Genomic DNA, 19989 nt, shown 5'->3' with positions numbered 1-19989 from the left:
TGGTCGCGCAGTTCCCCGCGCCCCTGGAGGGGCGCTGTCCCTCGGACGTGCTTACGCTGTGAAGCCACTCGTACGCGGAGGGAGCCAAGGCCATGAGCGGTTGGAACGCGCGGGACATCCCCGACCAGAGCGGCCGTACCGTCGTCGTCACCGGGGCGAACAGTGGGATCGGGTACGTCACCGCCCGTGAACTGGCCCGGCGGGGCGCCCGGGTGGTCCTCGCGTGCCGCAGCGAGAGCCGTGGCACAGAGGCCGCCGACCGGCTGGCCATCGAAGTGCCCGATGCGGAGGCGGAGTTCGCACCGCTCGACCTCGGGAACCTGGACTCCGTACGGGAGTTCGAGGCGGCGTACCGACGGAAGTACGGCCGTCTGGACCTGCTCGTCAACAACGCGGGCGTGATGGCGTTGCCGCAGGGCCGTACGGCGGACGGGTTCGAGACGCAGTTCGGGGTCAACCACCTCGGGCACTTCGCACTCACCGGGCTGTTGCTGCCCGCGCTCCTCGCCACGCCCGGTGCCCGCGTGGTGAGCGTGTCCAGCTTCATGCACGCGCTGGCCAACATCGACATCAACGACCTCAACAGCGAGCGGAAGTACGGGCGCTGGACGGCGTACGAGCGCTCGAAGACGGCCAATCTGCTGTTCGTGCACGAGTTGGCGCGCAGGCTCGCCGCCATCGGCTCCGATGTCGTGGCGGCGGCCGCGCACCCCGGGTACGCCGCCACCAACCTCATGACCGTGGCCCCGAGGATGGAGGGCCGCAAGGGCTCCGAACGGTTCATGGAGATCGGCAGCCGCTTCGTCGCCCAGTCCGCGGAGGCGGGTGCCCTCCCCACGCTGTACGCGGCGACGGCACCCGGTGTACGCCCTGACTCCTTCACCGGCCCCTCGATCCTCGGATTCCGCGGCTCCCCGGCGAGGTCACTGCGCGCCAAGTGGACCCTCAACGACCGGGCGGGGCAACGGCTTTGGGAGGAGTCGGAGCGGCTGACAGGCGTCACGTACGACGCGCTGAAGGTGTGATGCGGGGATGCGCGCGACGTCCGGCCCGCGGAAGGCATGACGCACGCGGGTACCGGGCACACCAGGTGGTGACGCGTACACGTCACCGCCTGGCCATGGCGCGTCCACCCCGCACTCCTAGGCTCCGGCGGTGCGCGACCCCGTCGCCGACCGGCGGACGGGGCGGTCACAGCACCCCCTTGGAGCGACAGTGGAACGTCGTACCCTTCTGCGCGCGGCCGTCCTCGGCGGTTCGTCCGCCGTCTTCGGCGGAACCCTGTGGCGCGGCGCCGCGTACGCCGCACCCGCCCAGCCCGGCGTCGGCCCGTACGGGGCACTCGGCGCGGCGGACGCGAACGGCGTCAGGCTGCCGAGCGGCTTCACCAGCCGGGTGATAGCCAGATCCGGCCAGACGGTCACCGGAACGTCCTACACCTGGCACAACGCGCCTGACGGCGGGGCCTGTTACGCCGATGGCAGCGGCTGGATCTATGTCTCCAACTCGGAGATCAACCCGTCGGGCGGCGCGAGCGCGGTGAAGTTCTCGTCGGCGGGCGCGATCACGGGCGCGTACCGCGTCCTGTCCGGCACGCGGCAGAACTGCGCGGGCGGGAAGACGCCGTGGAACACCTGGCTGTCCTGCGAGGAGGTGTCTCTCGGCTACGTCTACGAGACGGACCCGTGGGGCGTGAACGCGGCCGTGCGCCGGGACGCGATGGGCCGCTTCAAGCACGAGGCGGCGGCCGCCGACCCGGTGCGCAAGGCGGTGTACCTGACGGAGGACGAGACCAACGGCTGCCTCTACCGCTTCGTCCCCACCACGTGGGGCAACCTGTCCGCCGGCACCCTTCAGGTCATGGTCGCCGGGACCGCCACCTCCGGCTCCTTCACCTGGGCGAACGTGCCCGACCCGGACGGCTCCCCCACCACGACCCGTACGCAGGTCTCCGGCTCGAAGAAGTTCAACGGCGGCGAGGGCTGCCACTACGCCGACGACACGGTCTGGTTCACCACCAAGGGCGACAACCGCGTCTGGCAGCTCAACCTGGCCGCCAACACATACGAGTTGGCGTACGACGACTCGCTCGTGACCTCCGGCACCGCCCCGCTCACCGGCGTCGACAACATCACCGGCAGTCCCTCGGGCGACCTGTTCGTCGCGGAGGACGGCGGCAACATGGAGATCTGCGTCATCACACCGAACGACGTGATCGCCCCGTTCCTCCGCATCGACGGCCAGTCGGGCTCGGAGATCACGGGGCCCGCCTTCTCCCCCGACGGCACCCGGCTCTACTTCTCCAGCCAGCGGGGCACGAGCGGCAGTTCGTCGGGCGGCATCACGTACGAGGTGCGGGGCCCGTTCCGCTCGTAACCGCCCCTGCGCGACACCGGCAAGCACGCGGACCGGGTCCGCCCACGCATGCGCACCGGGTTTACAGATGACGGACCCATGAGCGGAGAGCTACCGTCCGGTCACGTCACGTTCGCATCACGGGTCCGTCATTCCGCCACCGCACCACCAGCCCCCCAATACTTTCGTCACCTCAAATCCGACTGATCTCCCTCCGTGATCATGCGTACGGATAACGACCCAAATCTGAGGTGCTCTCGTGAAGTTGCTCCGCAAGCCCGCCGCCGTTGCCGTCGCCGCGCTGGCGCTCACCGCCCTGTCGGCCACCACCGCCCAGGCCCACGACGGCAACCACCCGTTCAAGAACTGCACCGAGGCGTACGAGAACGGGTACTCCAACATCGCCGAGGGCGACGAGCACTACGACGACGACCTGGACCGCGACCAGGACGGCATCGGCTGCGACCAGCCCCCTTCTGACTTCGTCCCCGCGGAGGACCAGGGCAAGGACGACAACGGCACCGAGAACACCGCCTCCGACACCGGCGAGAAGAACACCGACCTGGCGGAGACCGGCGGCAGCGGCGCCACGGCGTACATCGCGGGCGGCGGCGCGGCGGTTCTGCTCGCGGGCGGCGGCGTGCTGTTCACGGTGCGCAGGCGCCGTGACGCCCGCTGACCCACCTGCTTCACACGCCGAAGAGGCGGCACCTCCGCACAGGTGCCGCCCCTTCGTCTTTCGTGCACCGGGGCCGTGATCCGTCGGTGAGGGTGGGATGGCGGACTACGACCCCGGGGTCATTCAGGCCCCCTACCGGTGATCGCTCCCCTGCGAGGAAGACGCCGCCCGCCCCGCCTCCAACCTCGCCACCGGGATCCGGAACGGTGAGCAGGAGACGTAGTCGAGGCCCACCTCGTGGAAGAAGTGGACGGACTCCGGGTCGCCGCCGTGTTCGCCGCAGACGCCGAGTTTGAGGTCGGGGCGGGTCTCGCGGCCGGCCTTCACCGCGGACTTGACCAGGGAGCCCACGCCGTCGCGGTCGATCGTCTCGAAGGGGCTGACGCCGAAGATGCCCTTCTCCAGGTAGGCGGTGAAGAAGGAGGCCTCGACGTCGTCCCGGCTGAAACCCCACACCGTCTGGGTCAGGTCGTTCGTGCCGAAGGAGAAGAACTCCGCCGCCTCCGCGATCTGACCGGCGGTCAGGGCAGCTCGCGGCAGCTCGATCATCGTGCCGATGGACAGCTTCAGGTCCGTACCGGTCGCGGCCTGGACCTCCGCGATGACCTGGTCGGCCTCCTCGCGCACGATCTCCAGCTCCTGGACCGTGCCCACCAGCGGGATCATGATCTCCGCGCGCGGGTCGGCCTTGGCGGCCTTCCGTTCGGCGACGGCCTCGGCGATGGCCCGTACCTGCATGGTGAAGAGACCGGGGATCACCAGCCCCAGGCGTACGCCGCGCAGGCCCAGCATCGGGTTCTGCTCGTGCAGGCGGTGCACGGCCTGGAGGAGCCGCAGGTCGTTCTCGTTGGCGTCCTTGCGGGACTCGGCGAGGGCGACGCGAACCGACAGCTCGGTGATGTCCGGCAGGAACTCGTGCAGCGGCGGGTCCAGGAGGCGGACGGTGACCGGGAGGCCGTCCATCGCCGAGAACAGCTCCACGAAGTCCTGCTTCTGGAGCGGCAGGAGCGCCTTCAGCGACTCCTCGCGCTCGGCCTCCGTGTCCGCGAGGATCAGGCGCTCGACCAGCTCACGACGGTCGCCGAGGAACATGTGCTCCGTACGGCACAGGCCGATGCCCTGGGCGCCGAAGCGGCGGGCGCGCAGCGCGTCCTCGGCGTTGTCCGCGTTGGCGCGCACCCGCAGGCGGCGCTTGCGGTCGGCGAACGCCATGATCCGGTGCACGGCCTCGACCAGTTCGTCGGCGTCGTTGGCGCCCGCGTGCATCCGGCCCTCGAAGTACTCCACGACGGGGGACGGGACGACCGGGACCTCGCCGAGGTACACCTTGCCGCTCGAACCGTCGATCGAGATCACGTCGCCCTCTTCGACGACATGCCCGCCGGGCACCGTCATCCGGCGCCGCTTGGTGTCGACCTCCAGCTCCTCCGCGCCGCACACACAGGTCTTGCCCATGCCGCGCGCGACCACGGCCGCGTGGGAGGTCTTGCCGCCGCGGGAGGTGAGGATGCCCTCGGCCGCGATCATGCCGTCCAGGTCGTCGGGGTTGGTCTCCCGGCGGACCAGGATGACCTTCTCGCCCGAACGCGACCACTTCACGGCCGTGTACGAGTCGAAGACCGCCTTGCCGACCGCCGCACCCGGCGAGGCGGCGATGCCCCGGCCGACCTGCGCCACCTTCGCCTCGTCGTCGAAGCGCGGGAACATCAGCTGGGCCAACTGGGCGCCGTTGACGCGCTGGAGCGCCTCGGCCTCGTCGATCAGCCCCTGGTCCACCAGCTGCGTGGCGATACGGAAGGCGGCTCCCGCCGTCCGCTTGCCCACCCGCGTCTGGAGCATCCACAGCTGCCCGCGCTCGATGGTGAACTCGATGTCGCAGAGGTCCTTGTAGTGGTTCTCCAGGGTCGCCATGATCTGCATGAGCTGGTCGTACGACTTCTTGTCGATCTGCTCCAGCTCGGCGAGCGGGACCGTGTTGCGGATGCCCGCGACCACGTCCTCGCCCTGCGCGTTCTGCAGGTAGTCGCCGTACACGCCCTGGTGGCCGCTGGCCGGGTCGCGGGTGAAGGCGACACCCGTGCCGGAGTCGGGGCCGAGGTTGCCGAAGACCATGGAACAGACGTTGACGGCCGTGCCGAGGTCGCCCGGGATGCGCTCCTGGCGGCGGTAGAGCTTGGCCCGGTCGGTGTTCCAGGAGTCGAAGACCGCGTGGATGGCGAGGTCCATCTGCTCGCGCGGGTCCTGCGGGAAGTCCCGGCCCGCCTCGGTCTTGACGATCTTCTTGAACTTGGTGACGAGCTTCTTGAGGTCGGCCGCTTCGAGGTCCGTGTCGACGGTGACCTTCTTGGCGTCCTTGGCCGCTTCCAGCGCGTCCTCGAAGAGCTCTCCCTCGACGCCGAGGACCGTCTTGCCGAACATCTGGATGAGCCTGCGGTACGAGTCCCACGCGAAGCGGTCGTCACCGGCCTGCTTGGCGAGGCCCTGCACGGACTTGTCGGAGAGGCCGATGTTCAGGACGGTGTCCATCATGCCCGGCATGGAGAACTTCGCCCCGGAACGGACCGAGACGAGGAGGGGGTCGTCGGCCTGGCCGAGCTTCTTGCCCATCTTCGCTTCGAGGGCGTCAAGGTGTGCACTCACCTCGTCACGCAGTGCCGCCGGCTCGTCGCCACTGTCGAGGTAGGTCTTGCAGGCCTCGGTGGTGATGGTGAAGCCGGGAGGGACGGGGAGGCCCAGATTGGTCATCTCGGCGAGGTTGGCACCCTTGCCACCAAGGAGATCCTTGAGGTCCTTGTTGCCCTCGGTGAAGTCGTAAACGAACTTCACGCTCTCGGCGCCGCTCTCAGCTACGTGGGGATCTTTGTTTTCCGACACGGGTCTCGACTCCTCGAGGACGCGGTGGCTGCCCTGACGACGGGGAACATACCCAGATCGAAGGCGCCTGGGTACGTCCACTTGCGCGTCATACGGCCGTAACCACTCGTCCGCCAGCAGATCGAAAGTCAAGGGGAGGTAAGCCGGACACCCCGACCGCGTTCACCTCTTGAACGAGTCAACACCCGTAGGCCCAGAATTTCGCTCACATGAGCGACGCTCGACACGCCTGAGTTCACATCGTAAATGATCAATGGGTGGCACTGAGTGCCATCCTTTGAGAAGTGCAGCCGCGCAAGATCCGCTCATCTGAGCGAAACCCCGATCAGGCGTGGCGAGAATCACGCAGTTTTCGGCGCCCGGATTTCACCATGCGGACCGCTGCACAGACGGAAACCTGACCGTCACACGCCCATGGCCAGTGACCGTCACACGCTCATGGCGAGTGCCCCTCACACGCCCATGGCGAGCAGCCGCTCCTCGACCCGCTCGGGTGCGTACAGGTGCTCCACGACCATCGCCCCCGCCCCGACCAGGCCCGCCCGCTCGCCGAGCCGTGAGGTGACCACGTCCAGGTGGGCGGTGGAGCGGGGCAGAGCCCGCTGGTAGAGGAGCTCGCGGACGCCGGTCAGGAACGCCGTCCCGGCCAGGTCTCCGGCGATCATCAGGACGCCGGGGTTGAGGAGCGTGACCACGGTCGCCAGTACGTCACCGACGTGGCGGCCGGCCTCCCTGGCGAGCGCGGCCGCGCCGGGATGTCCGGAGGCCAGCAGATCGCGCACATCTGAGCCCGACGCGGCCGGAACGCCCGTCTCCGCCAGCCTGCGCGCGACGGCGCCACCGCTCGCCACGGCCGCGAGGCACCCGAACGACCCGCATCTGCACAGCGCGTCGGCGCCCTCCGGGACCCGGATGTGCCCGATGTCCCCGGCGCCGCCGTCGATGCCCCGGTAGATCGCACCGCCGACGACCACGCCGGCCCCGATACCGGTGGAGACCTTCACCAGCACGAACGCCGAGCAGTCGGGGTGGCCGGTGCGCTGTTCCCCGTACGCCATGAGGTTGGCGTCGTTGTCGACGAGGACCGGGACGGCGCCGGTGCCCGTGTGCTCGGTGAAGGCGCGGGTGAGGCGGCCCCGTATGTCGTAGCCGTCCCAGCCGGGCATGATCGGCGGCTGGACGACCCGGCCGGTCTCGCTGTCCACGGGACCTGGCACGGCGAGTCCGATGCCGCACACCTCGTGCGCCCGGTGCCCGGCCTTCTCCAGGAGCTCCGCGAACCAGCGGCCCAGCTCGCCGAGGACCGCGTCCGGGCCCTCCTCGATCAGCAGCGACCCCGTGTGCTCGGCCAGCAGCTCACCGGTCAGGGACAGTACGGCGGCGCGGGCGTGCCGGGTGTCGAGGTCGGCGGCGAGGACGACGGCGTGTGAGTCGTCGAACTCCAGGCTGACCGAGGGGCGGCCGCCGAGCGGCGAGTCCACCGGGCCCGCGGCGCCCTCACGCAGCCAGCCGGCCCGGAACAGCCTCTCGAGCCGCTGCCCGACCGTGGCCCGCGACAGCCCGGTGACCTGCTGCAAGGCCCCGCGTGTGGTCGCGCGCCCGCTGCGCACCAGCTCCAGCAGGTCGCCGGAGCTCGCCTGGCTCCCGGTCTTCCCGGCGCGTGTGGCCATTCCGCTACTCCCTGTGGTTCCGGTCATGCGAACCCCTTGCGCTCACCAACTCTGCATTACATATTGAGTTTTGCGTGTTAAATAGACGTAACCCTACGGTAGCTACTGCCGAACTGGTCGGCCGCATGTCTTCGGGGAGACCTGAGTGGACCGCACAACCCAGCTCACCGCCCGTCGCACCGGGATCGCGGATCCCGTTCGCACCGCGACCTCACCACCGTTCTCCGGCCACGGTGAGATCGGCCCTTCCGGGGTGGCCGTATACGATCCGGTCCGCCCGGCGGGATCGCTGCACCTCAGGGCGGCCGAGGTACTGCACGGCAACTGGACCGGCACGTCCACGGTGCCCTCGCGCGGTCTGTACCCCCACCAATGGTCCTGGGACTCCGCGTTCATCGCGATCGGCCTGCGCCATCTGTCGCCGCTGCGGGCGCAGATCGAGCTGGAGACACTGCTCGACGCGCAGTGGGGCGACGGCCGGATCCCGCACATCGTGTTCAACCCCTCCGTCCCCCTCGACGCGTACTTCCCGAGCCCCGACTTCTGGCGCTCCTCGACCGCGGGGCGCACTGCGGGCGCCCCGCGCACCGTACAGACGTCGGGCATCGTGCAGCCACCGGTGCACGCGCTCGCGGCCTGGCTGGTCCACGTCTCCGACCCCGGTCTGTCCCGGGCGCGGTCCTTCCTGTCCCGGATCTACCCGCGGCTGGCGGCCTGGCACCGCTATCTGCTGCACCGCCGGGACCTGGGCGGCGGGGGCCTCGCCTCGGTGGTCCACCCCTGGGAGCAGGGCATGGACAACGCGCCGAGCTGGGACACCCCGCTCTCCCGTGTGACGCCCGCCCCGGCCCGCTCCTTCCGCCGCGCGGACCTCGACCACGGCGCCGCGGAGGACCGGCCGACGGACCTGGACTACGGACGGTACGTGCGGCTCGCGACGGACTACCGGGACGGCGGGTACGCCGACGGGGTGGGCCGGTTCGCGGTCGAGGACCCGGCCTTCAACGCGCTGCTGATCGCCTCCGAGCACGCCCTGGCGCGGATCGCGCGGGAACTGGGCGCCACGGGCACGGCCCGGCACGCGCGCGCGGAGCGGCTGACGGCGGCGCTCGTCGACCGGCTGTGGGACCCGGCCGAGGGCATGTTCTTCTGCCGGGACGTGCGCACGGACGAGCTGATCCCCGAGCGCGGCGTCTCCGGCCTCGTCCCGCTGCTGCTCCCCACGCTCCCCCGCGACACGGCCGCCACGCTCGTACGGACGCTGCAGGGGCCGCACTTCGGGCTCGGCGAGTCGACCCGGCTCGTCCCGAGCTACGACCTGACCGGGCACGCCTTCGATCCGCACCGGTACTGGCGCGGTCCGGCCTGGTTCAACACCAACTGGCTGGTGGAGCGCGGGCTCAGGCTGCACGGGGAGCACGCGCGCGCGGAGAAACTGCGGGGTGCGCTGCTGGAGACGGCGGACACCTCCGGGTTCGCGGAGTACGTGGATCCGTACACCGGCGAGGCCTGTGGAGCGCTCGGTTTCAGCTGGACCGCGGCGCTGACGCTGGACCTGATGCACGAGGCACCCGAAGCGGTGCACAGCACGACGGAAGAGTTCGGCAAGGGCGCCAAGGGAGGGGACCGGCGATGACGGACCGGCATCATCTGCTCGTGCACGGTGGGACGTTCGCGGCCGTGGGCGACGGCGGGGACATCAACGGGGTGCGCGGCGCCAGTTCGCCCCACGGGCTGTTCGTGCGCGACGCCCGGCACCTGAGCCGCTGGCAGCTGACCGTCGACGGGGCGGTGCCCGAGGCGCTGACGCCGGTCGCGGACGGCGACACGGCCCGCTGTGTGCTCGTACCCCGCGGTGGCCGGCAGGAGCCGCCCGCGTACACGATCTTCCGTGAACAGGCCGTGGCGGACGGCGCGTTCGTCGAGTCGCTGCGCGTCACCAGCAACCGTCCGGCACCGACGACGGTCCGGATCGCGGTGACCGCGGACGCCGACTTCACTGACCAGTTCGAGTTGCGCTCCGACCACCGCACGTACACGAAGATCGGCGTGGTCCGCTCCCGCCAAGTCCTCGACGACGGCGTGGAGTTCACCTACCAGCGCGGGGAGTGGCGGTCCACCACGACCGTGACCTCCGAGCCCGCGCCGGACGGCGTGGAGGAGACCGGCACGGGCGCGCGCCGCCTCGTGTGGACCCTCGAACTCCAGCCGCACGAATCGGCCGAGCTGGCCCTCCGGGTGGCGGCGCGCCCGCACGGTATGCCGCACCCGGAGGTGCCCCCCTCCCCGGCCGCCGCCAACGCCCGACTCCTCGCGCTGGAAGGGGAGTTCGCGGAGGGCGTGCCCTTCCCCACGGGCTGGCCCGAGCTGGCCGCGGCCTGTGCGCGGGGCCTGTCCGACCTGGCCGTGCTCCAGGTGCCCGCAACGGGCCCCGACGGAGAGGAACTTCGCGTCCCGGCGGCCGGAGTGCCGTGGTTCCTGACCCTGTTGGGCCGCGACGCCCTTCTCACCTCCCTCTTCGCGCTCCCCTACCGCCCTCAGCTGGCCGCCGCCACCCTGCCCGCGCTCGCCGCCGCCCAGGCGACCGAGGTCGGCATCGGCACGGTGGCCCAGCCGGGCAAGATCGTGCACGAGATGCGGCACGGGGAGCTGGCGCACTTCGGGCAGGTGCCGTACGGGCGCTACTACGGCTCGGTCGACGCGACCCCGCTCTTCCTGGTCCTCCTCGGCGCGTACGTCGAGCAGACCGGGGACGTGGCGCTGGCCCGCCGCCTTGAGTCCAACGCCCGGGCGGCGATCGGCTGGATGCTGGACCACGGCGGGCTGACCTCGCGCGGGTATCTCGTCTACCGCGCGGACGAGGGCGGCCTCGCCAACCAGAACTGGAAGGACTCCCCCGGCGCCATCTGCTCCGGCGACGGCAGCCGGCCGACCGGTCCCGTGATGGCCGCGGGCGCGCAGGGGTACGCGTACGACGCGTTGCGCCGGACCGCGCATCTGGCCCGGACGGTATGGGACGACGAGGTGTACGCGGCGTTGCTGGAGCAGGCCGCGGCGGATCTCCGTGACCGGTTCCAGCGGGACTTCTGGATGCCGGACCACTCCTTCCCGGCACTCGCCCTGGACGGCGAAGGCAACCACGTCGACGCGCTGGCGTCCGACGCCGGGCACCTGCTCTGGTCCGGGCTGCTGGACAAGGAGTACGGGGAGCTGGTCGGGCGGCGGTTGCTGGAGCCGGACTTCTTCTCCGGCTGGGGTGTCCGCACGGTCGCCTCGGGCCAGCCCGCGTACCATCCGCTGTCCTACCACCGGGGGTCGGTGTGGCCCCACGACAACGCGTTGATCACGTTGGGGCTGGCGCGGTATGGCTTGCATGACGAGGCTCGGACGGTCGCCCATGCGCTGGTCGACGCGGCGACGGCGGCAGGGCACCGGCTGCCGGAGGTTCTCGCGGGGTACGGCCGCGACACCCACGTCGAGCCGGTGCCGTACCCGCACGCGTGCGTCCGCGAATCCCGTTCGGCTGCGGCGCCGTTGGCGTTGCTCACCGCCGTGGGGGGTGCCTGAGGTCTGACGTCGAGTGCGGGTCCGCTGTGGCTGGTCGCGCAGTTCCCCGCGCCCCTTAAAAGACAAAAGCCAGGGGCGCAGCCCCGCTTGTAGGGGCGCGGGGAACTGCGCGGCCAGCCCCCACCGGCCCGCGGCCAGCTCTCAACCGCCGGAGGTGTCCTGCTCCGCGTCCTCGCTGATGCCGGCGCAGTCGTACGGGTCCTTGAGCCAGCCGTCCGGCAGGACAACCCTGTTGTTGCCGGATGTACGCCCGCGGGGCCCGTCGGCGCCGACCGGCCACGGCTGGTCCAGTTCCAACTCCTCCAGCCCCTCGGAGAGTTCGGCCAGTGACGAAGTGATCGCGAGGCGCTTCCGCATCTCGGAACCGACCGCGAAACCCTTCAGGTACCAGGCCACGTGCTTGCGGAAGTCGATGACTCCGCGCGCCTCGTCACCGATCCACTCCCCGAGGAGGGTCGCGTGGCGGACCATGACACCGGCGACCTCACGAAGAGTCGGCCGGGCATAGTCACCCCCGCGCCCCTCGAACGCGGCCACCAGATCGCCGAAGAGCCACGGACGCCCCAGGCAGCCACGGCCGACGACCACCCCGTCACAGCCGGTCTCCCGGACCATCCTCAGCGCGTCGTCCGCCGACCAGATGTCACCGTTGCCGAGTACGGGAATCTCCGGCACGTGCTCCTTGAGGCGGGCGATGGCGTCCCAGTCGGCGGTGCCGCCGTAGTGCTGGGCAGCCGTGCGGCCGTGCAGCGCGATCGACGTCACGCCCTCCTCGACGGCGATACGCCCGGCGTCGAGGTACGTGATGTGGTCGTCGTCGATGCCCTTGCGCATCTTCATCGTGACGGGGAGGTCGCCCGCCCCGGACACCGCCTCGCGGAGGATCGCCCGCAGCAGGTGCCGCTTGTACGGCAGCGCGGACCCGCCGCCCTTCCGTGTGACCTTCGGCACCGGGCAGCCGAAGTTCAGGTCGATGTGGTCGGCGAGGCCCTCCTCCGCGATCATGCGGACGGCCTTGCCGACGGTCGCGGGGTCGACCCCGTACAACTGGATCGACCGCGGGGTCTCCGACGCGTCGAAGTGGATCAGTTGCATCGTCTTCTCGTTGCGCTCGACCAGCGCCCGAGTGGTGATCATCTCGCTGACGAACAGGCCCTTGCCTCCGCTGAACTCCCTGCACAGCGTGCGGAACGGCGCGTTCGTGATCCCGGCCATGGGCGCGAGGACGACGGGCGGCTGGACGGTGTGCGGGCCGATCCGCAGGGCGGAGTTCACCGTGGATGTGGGCGTGGGCATTCCCCCATTGTCGCGTACGCCGACCGGTGCCCCGGAAGTCCCAGTCATTAGTTAGGCACACTACCGAAGTGGGCGTATTCTGGTCGGCATGCCCGAGCTCAGCCACCGGCGACGCATGCTGGTGCTCGCGATCTGCTGCATGAGCCTGCTGATCGTGAGCCTCGACGTCACCATCCTCAATGTCGCCCTGCCCGCCATGCAGAAGGACCTGGACGCGAGTCTGGCGGGCATGCAGTGGACGATCGACGCGTACACCCTGGTGCTCGCCGCGCTGCTGATGCTCGCCGGTTCGACGGCGGACCGCATCGGCCGCAAGCGGGTCTTCATGGCCGGCCTGGTCGTCTTCACGATCGGCTCGGTCCTCTGCTCGCTCGCGCCCAACCTCGAATCGCTCGTCGTCTTCCGCATGATCCAGGCGGTCGGCGGCTCGATGCTCAACCCGGTCGCGATGTCGATCATCACCAACACCTTCACGGACCCGCGCGAGCGTGCCCGCGCGATCGGGGTCTGGGGCGGCGTGGTCGGCATATCGATGGCCGCGGGCCCGCTGGTCGGCGGCCTCCTCGTGGACTCGGTCGGCTGGCGCTCGATCTTCTGGATCAACTTGCCGGTGGGCCTGGCCGCGCTCCTGCTCACACTCCGGTACGTGCCCGAGTCCCGCGCCCCGAAGGCCCGCCGCCCGGATCCGGTCGGCCAGTTCCTGGTGATCGTGCTGCTCGGCTCCCTCACGTACGCGATCATCGAGGCGCCCTCCTCCGGCGCCGGCCAGACCCTCGCCTTCGGCGGCGTCGCGCTCGCCGCGCTCGTCACGCTTCTCCGGTACGAGCCCCGCCGCGACGAACCCCTCATCGACCTGCGCTTCTTCCGCTCGGCTCCCTTCAGCGGGGCCACGGTCGTGGCGATCAGCGCGTTCGCGGCGCTCGGCGGCTTCCTCTTCCTCTCGACGCTCTACCTCCAGAACGTCCGCGGCCTGGACGCCCTCCACGCGGGCCTGTGGATGCTCCCCATGGCGGTCATGACCTTTATCTGCGCGCCCCTGTCCGGACGGCTCGTCGGCAACCGCGGTCCCCGGCTGCCGCTGCTCATCGCGGGGACGGCGATGACCGCGAGCGGTGTGCTCTTCGCCGGTTTCGAGGCCGAGACGGCGAACGTGACCCTCGTCATCGGGTACTTCCTCTTCGGCCTCGGCTTCGGTTTCGTGAACGCCCCCATCACCAACACCGCCGTCTCCGGCATGCCCCGCGCCCAGGCCGGGGTGGCCGCCGCCGTCGCCTCCACCAGCCGCCAGATCGGCCAGACGCTGGGCGTCGCCGTGATCGGCGCGGTCCTCGCCTCCGGCGTCGGTTCCTCCTCCTACCGGGACACCTTCGTCGCGGCGGCCCGCCCCGCGTGGTGGATCATCGCCGCGTGCGGTCTGGCGGTGCTGGTGCTGGGTGCCGTGACGAGCGGCCCCTGGGCCCGGCGAACGGCCGAGCGCACGGCTTTGCGACTGGAGTCGCCGGAGATCAAGGAGTCGGCGGGGGTTGTGTGAGGGTGCGGCCCGGTGGGGGCTGGTCGCGCAGTTCCCCGCGCCCCTAAAAGCGGGGCTGCGCCCCTGGCTTTTGTCTTTTAAGGGGCGCGGGGAACTGCGCGAGCAACCCCCACCGGGCCGCACCAATCACTCAACCCCGCTCCACAGCAATCGCATGGAGCTTCTCCAGCCGTTCCCGTGACTCCTCGTCCGCCGGCGCGTACGTGACCATCCGCGGCCCCTCGGCCGGACCGAGCCACAGGTCGGTGTGGACCAGGGTCAACCGTCCGACGTACTGGTTGTCGAAGAACTTGGTCTTGCTGCGGGAGCCGACGACCTCATGCCGCTCCCACACCTCACGGAATTCCTCCGACTCCGCCCGCAGCCGCTTGAGCAGCATCTTCCAGGCGGGGTCGGCGAGATGCCCGGCCATCGAGGCGCGGAACTTGGCGGCCATCAGCCGGATCGACTCGTCGAGCATCACGATCGACGAACGCCACTGCTCGTTCGTGGTGATGAGGACCATGCAGTTGCGGTCCTCGGCCGGCACCTCGTCGAGGTCGCAGAGCAGACGGCCGTACGTGCGGTTGTACGCGAGGACGTCGTACCGGCTGTTCTGGATACAGGCCGGGAGAGGCTCCAGCTGCTCCAGCGTCTGCAACAGCGCCGGAGTGATCGTCGGGCAGCGCGAGGCCGGGGTGGGGTCGACGGCGCCGGCCAGCTGGAAGAGGTGGGCGCGCTCGTTCGGGTCGAGCATCAGCGTGCGGGCGAGGGCGTCGAGGACCTGGACGGAGACCTGGATGTCCCTGGCCTGTTCGAGCCACGTGTACCAGGTGACGCCGACCGCGGAGAGGTGTGCGACCTCCTCCCGGCGCAGCCCCGGTGTGCGCCGGCGGCGGCCGCGGGGCAGGCCCACCTGCTCGGGCGTGAGGTGCTCGCGACGGTGCCGCAGGAAGGCAGCGAGCTCGTGGCGCCGGATGTCCGACTCGCGCGAGGCCCGGCTCTCCGACTCACGCACGCTCTCGGGCTCACGCGCGGGCGCGCCCGTGGCCTGGGCCTCGCGCCCCCGCACCCCGGTGGACCCGGTCGCCCCGTTCTCCCGTACCGCCGTTTCCTCGGCCATGGTCGTCATGCCTCCAGCCTGCAGCCGCCCGCACCCTGTTTCCAGGTACTCCTTGTAACAGGATAAAGAGACTCTGGTACCAGTCTGAGAGGGGGAGCACGCTCGACAGCGTGACCGAAACCCTCGCTTCCCGTACCGTCCGCTCGCCCGTCGCCCCACCCGTGCTCGGCGGGCTCGGACTGTTCACCGTGCTGCTCGGCGCGGCCCTGCCCCTCATCGACTTCTTCATCGTGAACGTCGCCCTGCCCACGATCGGCCACGACCTGGCCGCGAGCGACGCGGTCCTGGAACTCGTCGTCGCCGGATACGGAGTCGCGTACGCCGTGCTCCTCGTCCTCGGCGGGCGGCTGGGCGACATGTTCGGCCGGCGCCGGCTCTTCATCGGCGGGATGATCGCCTTCGGGCTGACCTCGCTGGCGTGCGGGCTCGCGCCGAGCGCGTGGACGCTCGTGGCGGCGCGCGTCGCGCAGGGCGCGGCGTCGGCGGCGATGCTCCCGCAGGTCCTCGCCACCATCCAGTCGGCGACCGCGGGCCCGCGCCGCGCCAAGGCGATGGGCCTGTACGGCGCAACGGCCGGGCTCTCCATGGTGGCCGGGCAGATCCTCGGCGGCGTGCTCGTCGCGGCGGACATCGCGGGCACCGGCTGGCGCGCGGTCTTCCTGGTGAACGTGCCTGTCGTGCTGGTGGGCCTCTTCCTGGCCGCCAAGGCCGTGCCCGAGACCCGCTCGCAGCACCCGGCGCCGGTGGACGGCCCCGGCACGGTCCTGCTGGCCATCGCCCTGGTGTCCCTGCTCGCCCCGCTGACCGAGGGCCGGGCGGCGGGCTGGCCCCTGTGGACGTGGCTGTCGCTCGCGGTGTTCCCGATGGCGGCGACGGCCTTCTATCTCGTCGAGCGGCGGGCGGAACGTCAGGGCCGCACCCCGCTGGTTCCGCCGAGCCTGTTCTCGAACCTCCCCCTGCGCCGGGGCCTGGTGATGATCCTCCCCTTCTCGATCGGCTTCAGCGGCTTCATGTTCGTCATCGCGGTGGCGCTTCAGCAGGGGGTCGCCCTGAGCCCGGTCCGCGCGGGCCTGACCCTGGCCCCGATGGCGGTGTCCTTCTTCGTGGTCTCGCTCCTGGGCCCGCGACTGGTGGCCCGGTGGGGCACGCGTGTGGTGACCGCGGGCGGCCTGGTCCAGGCGGTCGGCGTGGCCGTCCTCGCCCTCACGGTGTGGAGCTCCTGGCCCCACGTCGGCGGCCTGGAACTCTGGCCCGGCGTGATCATCGCGGGTGCCGGTCAGGCCCTCCAACTGCCCATCCTCTTCCGCGTCATACTCTCCGAGGTCCCCCCGGCCCGCGCCGGTGTGGGCAGCGGCGTCATGATCACCGCCCAGCAGTCCGCCCTCGCCCTGGGTGTGGCCACCCTCGGCACCCTCTTCCTCACCCTCACCCCTGGTCACGGCATGCGGGACGCCCTGGTCACGACGCTTCTCGTCCAGCTCGCCGGGGTCGCACTGACCACCGGTCTGAGCCTGCGACTGCCTCGCGCCATCGCCTGAGCCCACGGAACAGTGCGCGGAATTCGCACACAACTCACCACAGTTGTGTCCCTGTTGATGTTGTTCTTGCTGCACACTCCTTAGGGCCTGTCTGACAATTCCCGTCTGCCTCGCGGCGCCATGCACGCACTCTCGCCGCACCGGGCGCAGAGCCAAGTACGTCCAGTACGAGGCTCTACGCCCGGCGCGCCGAGAGCACTCACCTGACACCGCGAGGCCGCCCTCCGGGCGACGACGGGAATTGTCAGACAGGCCCTAGCGCGCGCAAGCGGAGCGCGACCACCAGGAGGCGTCATGCTGCAGATCAACACCAGCAAGGTGAGCCGCTGGGACCAGCACGGCCGCGAGCACATCGTCCGAGTCCAACGCTCGGGCGTGCAGCGGACGATCAGATGCGACACCTGCGGCTGGCGGAAGTCCGCCCAGTTCCTGCCCTGGCTCAAGGCCGAGGAGCATCTCGCGGAGGCACACCAGGCGACAGTGGATCCGTCGGAGGCCTGAGGGAGCACCGGCCGGGCACGGTCACAGCGCGGCGCGGCGGGGGTCCTACCCGGACCCCCGCCGCGCCGCGCCGTCCGCAGGCTGCGGACCTCGCCGTTCGCGCAGGTCGCCTGCGCACTCGTCCTCGGAATCCTCCGCCTCCCGTCACATGCCGACTACCGCCCTGGTCACCCCTGGTTCAGCGGCAGTGCGACATCCACCACCTGGCGCCCGTGCGGGAAGGAGCCCAGCGAACTCAGCTTCCCTGTCAGCAGGTTGACCCGGAACGACTTGTTGCCCGTCACCGCGTACCCGGTGTTCGTCCCGTTCCGCGCCGAACTGTAGATGTCGAAGCCGGAGTTCAGAGGCGCGTCCACGCCCAGCTTGCCCGTCGGCGCGAGGTTGCCGGCGTTGGCGGGCGACTGCACCGGCACCTGGTCCAGCGTGGTGTCGAGGTCGAAGAGGGTGGTGGCCGTCGTCGCGTCGAGGTCGTTGTTCGTGTACGCGGCCCCTGTCACGCCGAGCGCGGTGGCACCCGGGTTCGGGGGCACCGGCGGGTTGGTGAGGGTGCCGTCGACGGCGGTGGTGCCGGGAGCCGGGGCGCCCGCCGGGTCGTCGAGGTTGTGGCGGAGGTTCTGGCCGGTGTCGCTGATGACCCGGAGCCGGTTGGCGGCCGGATTGAAGTCGACGCCGAAGGCCTTGCCCTGGAGGGCCACGCCGAGCTGCGAGACCTTGGTGGCGCGGGCGCCCGCCTCGCGGATCGTGTAGATGCCACCCTGGTCCCCGACGGCGTACAGCTTCCGGTTCTGGACGCGGTAGTCGATGCCGACCAGCGTCCTGTCGCCCTTGAGCCCGTCGACCTTCCCGAGCGGCACCGCGGCCCCCGGCCGGTCGACGCGGAACAGGACGAGCTTCTGGTCCGCGGTGAGCCCGACGGCCCGCAGCCCACTGGGCGCGAGCGCCTCCGGCAGCCCGCCCCCACCACCCTTGGCCTCGACCCCGGCCCCGGCCCCGGAGCCCTCCTTCTCCGCCGACCCGCCCAACGCCCCGGCGCCAACGGCCCCGACCGTCCCGAGCGCCACCGCCATCGCCAGTACGCCCATGACTGCCTGCTTACGCATCCGAACCCCCGTAGAAGGTGCCGGCCCACCCCCTGCGGGCCGTCTGCCCCCTCCTTCGGAACCCCCCGCCCCTTGGATTGCAAAAACCCCGGTTCCATTACATCCGTTACGGACGTGACAGAACCGGGGCATTTGCTTTCAGGGGCGCGGGGAACTGCGCGACCAGCCCCCACCGACCCGCAGCTTCAAACGGCGCGACCCAGCGGAGCGATCAGCAGCCAATAAGGCGGCTGGCCAGGTACCCCTCGATCTGGTCCAGCGACACGCGCTCCTGCTTCATCGAGTCCCGCTCACGAACAGTCACCGCGTTGTCGTCGAGCGTGTCGAAGTCCACCGTCACACAGAACGGCGTACCGATCTCGTCCTGCCGCCGGTAACGACGACCGATGGCCCCGGCATCATCGAAGTCGATGTTCCAGTTCTGACGAAGCGCGGAGGCGAGCCCCTTCGCCTTCGGCGACAGCTCGGGGTTGCGCGACAGCGGAAGCACCGCGACCTTCACCGGCGAGAGCCGGGGGTCGAGCCGCAGAACGGTCCGCTTCTCCATCTTCCCCTTGGCGTTGGGCGCCTCGTCCTCGACGTACGCGTCAAGGAGGAACGCGAGCATCGCGCGCCCCACACCCGCCGCCGGCTCGATGACGTACGGAGTCCAGCGCTCGCCGGCCTCCTGGTCGAAGTAGGAGAGGTCCTGGCCGGAAGCCTTGGAGTGCGCGGAGAGGTCGTAGTCCGTGCGGTTGGCGACGCCCTCCAGCTCACCCCACTCGTTGCCGCCGAACTGGAAGCGGTACTCGATGTCGGCGGTGCGCTTGGAGTAGTGCGAGAGCTTCTCGGCCGGGTGGTCGTACCAGCGCATGTTCTCCTCGCGGAGACCGAGGCCGGTGTACCAGTTCCAGCGCTCCTGCATCCAGAACTCCTGCCACTTCTCGTCCTCGCCCGGCTTGACGAAGAACTCCATCTCCATCTGCTCGAACTCGCGGGTGCGGAAGATGAAGTTGCCGGGCGTGATCTCGTTGCGGAAGGACTTGCCCATCTGCGCGATGCCGAACGGCGGCTTGCGGCGCGAGGTCTGCTGGACCTGGGCGAAGTTGGTGAAAATACCCTGCGCGGTCTCGGGGCGCAGGTAGGCGACGGAGCCACTGTCCTGGGTGGGGCCCAGGTGCGTGGAGAGCAGGCCGGAGAACTGCTTGGGCTCGGTGAAGGTGCCCTTGTTGCCGCAGTTGGGGCAGTTGAGGTCGGCCAGGCCGTTCTCGGGGGTGCGGCCGTGCTTCGCCTCGTACGCCTCTTCAAGGTGGTCGGCGCGGTACCGCTTGTGACACGAGGTGCACTCGGTGAGCGGGTCGGAGAAAGTGGCGACGTGGCCGGAGGCCACCCAGACCTCGGTGGCCAGGATCACGGACGAGTCGATACCGACGACGTCCTCGCGCGACGTCACCATGTAGCGCCACCACTGGCGCTTGATGTTCTCCTTGAGCTCGACACCCAGCGGCCCGTAGTCCCAGGCGGCTCGCTGGCCGCCGTAGATCTCACTGCACGGGTAGACGAAGCCACGGCGCTTGCTCAGGCTGACGATGGTGTCGATCTTGTCGGCGGCCACGGTGCTCTCTTCATTACGACGACGGGCGACGAAGCAGGGTTGCTTCACAGCATTGCTTCAGAGCGAATGCTTCAGATTACCGGCGGCCCCTGCCCTCGGATCAAATCGGTTGGGGTCCTGGCCGCGCACCGTTCCCACCTCTCCCGTCACACCCCTCCCATACCGGGATGAAGCCCAGATCA

14 protein-coding genes are annotated in these 19989 nt (G+C 70.3%); 8 read left to right on the top strand and 6 right to left on the bottom strand.

Annotation, left to right across the window (positions count from 1 at the left end; genetic code table 11):
* Positions 1–92: 92 nt before the first annotated feature.
* From OG718_RS36380 to OG718_RS36370, 3 genes are all read left to right on the top strand, one after another.
* The gene (locus OG718_RS36380) at positions 93–1025 is read left to right on the top strand and encodes an oxidoreductase (RefSeq protein WP_328846199.1); all 933 of its coding nucleotides are present in this window, start codon (positions 93–95) and stop codon (positions 1023–1025) included.
* 190 nt (positions 1026–1215) lie between these two features.
* Positions 1216–2376, top strand: a complete 1161-nt coding sequence (locus OG718_RS36375) for an alkaline phosphatase PhoX (RefSeq protein ID WP_328846198.1) — start codon at positions 1216–1218, stop codon at positions 2374–2376.
* Between the two features lie 238 nt (positions 2377–2614).
* Positions 2615–3034: an LPXTG cell wall anchor domain-containing protein gene (locus OG718_RS36370; RefSeq protein ID WP_306940215.1), complete on the top strand. Its 420-nt coding sequence runs from the start codon at positions 2615–2617 to the stop codon at positions 3032–3034.
* A 132-nt stretch (positions 3035–3166) separates the two neighbouring features.
* Here OG718_RS36370 and ppdK read toward each other — a convergent pair whose 3' ends face one another.
* Complete coding sequence (ppdK, locus tag OG718_RS36365) at positions 3167–5908, bottom strand: pyruvate, phosphate dikinase (RefSeq protein ID WP_328846197.1); 2742 nt, start codon at positions 5906–5908, stop codon at positions 3167–3169.
* Positions 5909–6360: 452 nt separating this feature from the next.
* On the bottom strand, positions 6361–7578 hold the full coding sequence (locus tag OG718_RS36360) for an ROK family protein (protein ID WP_143631952.1): 1218 nt from the start codon (positions 7576–7578) through the stop codon (positions 6361–6363).
* 145 nt (positions 7579–7723) lie between these two features.
* Here OG718_RS36360 and OG718_RS36355 point away from each other — a divergent pair, with 145 nt between their 5' ends.
* The gene (locus OG718_RS36355) at positions 7724–9214 is read left to right on the top strand and encodes an MGH1-like glycoside hydrolase domain-containing protein (RefSeq protein WP_443055202.1); all 1491 of its coding nucleotides are present in this window, start codon (positions 7724–7726) and stop codon (positions 9212–9214) included.
* Positions 9211–11145: an amylo-alpha-1,6-glucosidase gene (locus tag OG718_RS36350; protein ID WP_328846196.1), complete on the top strand. Its 1935-nt coding sequence runs from the start codon at positions 9211–9213 to the stop codon at positions 11143–11145. Before OG718_RS36355 ends, OG718_RS36350 begins: the two co-directional genes overlap by 4 nt.
* A 141-nt stretch (positions 11146–11286) precedes the next feature.
* Here OG718_RS36350 and dusB read toward each other — a convergent pair whose 3' ends face one another.
* On the bottom strand, positions 11287–12441 hold the full coding sequence (gene dusB, locus OG718_RS36345) for a tRNA dihydrouridine synthase DusB (protein WP_328846195.1): 1155 nt from the start codon (positions 12439–12441) through the stop codon (positions 11287–11289).
* An 88-nt stretch (positions 12442–12529) separates the two neighbouring features.
* On the opposite strand from dusB, the gene OG718_RS36340 reads away from it, so the two are divergent.
* Complete coding sequence (locus OG718_RS36340; protein ID WP_143631959.1) at positions 12530–13972, top strand: MFS transporter; 1443 nt, start codon at positions 12530–12532, stop codon at positions 13970–13972.
* Between the two features lie 130 nt (positions 13973–14102).
* Here OG718_RS36340 and OG718_RS36335 read toward each other — a convergent pair whose 3' ends face one another.
* Complete coding sequence (locus OG718_RS36335; protein ID WP_328846194.1) at positions 14103–15083, bottom strand: helix-turn-helix transcriptional regulator; 981 nt, start codon at positions 15081–15083, stop codon at positions 14103–14105.
* 101 nt (positions 15084–15184) lie between these two features.
* Here OG718_RS36335 and OG718_RS36330 point away from each other — a divergent pair, with 101 nt between their 5' ends.
* Together OG718_RS36330 and OG718_RS36325 are read left to right on the top strand one after the other, a co-directional pair.
* Entirely contained in the window at positions 15185–16612 is a 1428-nt protein-coding gene (locus OG718_RS36330; protein ID WP_143631961.1) for an MFS transporter, read from the top strand.
* Between the two features lie 294 nt (positions 16613–16906).
* Positions 16907–17113 (top strand): hypothetical protein, encoded by a 207-nt coding sequence (locus tag OG718_RS36325; protein WP_328846193.1) that lies wholly within the window; start codon positions 16907–16909, stop codon positions 17111–17113.
* 167 nt (positions 17114–17280) lie between these two features.
* Here OG718_RS36325 and OG718_RS36320 read toward each other — a convergent pair whose 3' ends face one another.
* Entirely contained in the window at positions 17281–18213 is a 933-nt protein-coding gene (locus tag OG718_RS36320) for a DUF4394 domain-containing protein (RefSeq protein ID WP_328846192.1), read from the bottom strand.
* A 211-nt stretch (positions 18214–18424) separates the two neighbouring features.
* Positions 18425–19807 carry a glycine--tRNA ligase gene (locus tag OG718_RS36315; RefSeq protein WP_328846191.1) on the bottom strand — a complete coding sequence of 461 codons (1383 nt, stop codon included), beginning with the start codon at positions 19805–19807 and terminating at the stop codon, positions 18425–18427.
* Positions 19808–19989 lie beyond the last annotated feature (182 nt).

This window comes from Streptomyces sp. NBC_00258, from assembly GCF_036182465.1.
Lineage (GTDB): Bacteria > Actinomycetota > Actinomycetes > Streptomycetales > Streptomycetaceae > Streptomyces.
The sequence above is the reverse complement of the archived record's forward strand: the minus strand, read 5'-3'. Positions and strand labels throughout refer to the sequence as shown.

Bases quoted from the DNA above. Each gene is read 5' to 3' on its own strand.
- OG718_RS36380 (WP_328846199.1), top strand. From the start codon at position 93: ATGAGCGGTTGGAACGCGCGGGACATCCCCGACCAGAGCGGCCGTACC.
- OG718_RS36360 (WP_143631952.1), bottom strand. From the start codon at position 7,578: ATGGCCACACGCGCCGGGAAGACCGGGAGCCAGGCGAGCTCCGGCGAC.
- OG718_RS36350 (WP_328846196.1), top strand. From the start codon at position 9,211: ATGACGGACCGGCATCATCTGCTCGTGCACGGTGGGACGTTCGCGGCC.
- dusB (WP_328846195.1), bottom strand. From the start codon at position 12,441: ATGCCCACGCCCACATCCACGGTGAACTCCGCCCTGCGGATCGGCCCG.
- OG718_RS36340 (WP_143631959.1), top strand. From the start codon at position 12,530: ATGCCCGAGCTCAGCCACCGGCGACGCATGCTGGTGCTCGCGATCTGC.
- OG718_RS36335 (WP_328846194.1), bottom strand. From the start codon at position 15,083: ATGACGACCATGGCCGAGGAAACGGCGGTACGGGAGAACGGGGCGACC.
- OG718_RS36325 (WP_328846193.1), top strand. From the start codon at position 16,907: ATGCTGCAGATCAACACCAGCAAGGTGAGCCGCTGGGACCAGCACGGC.
- OG718_RS36320 (WP_328846192.1), bottom strand. From the start codon at position 18,213: ATGCGTAAGCAGGCAGTCATGGGCGTACTGGCGATGGCGGTGGCGCTC.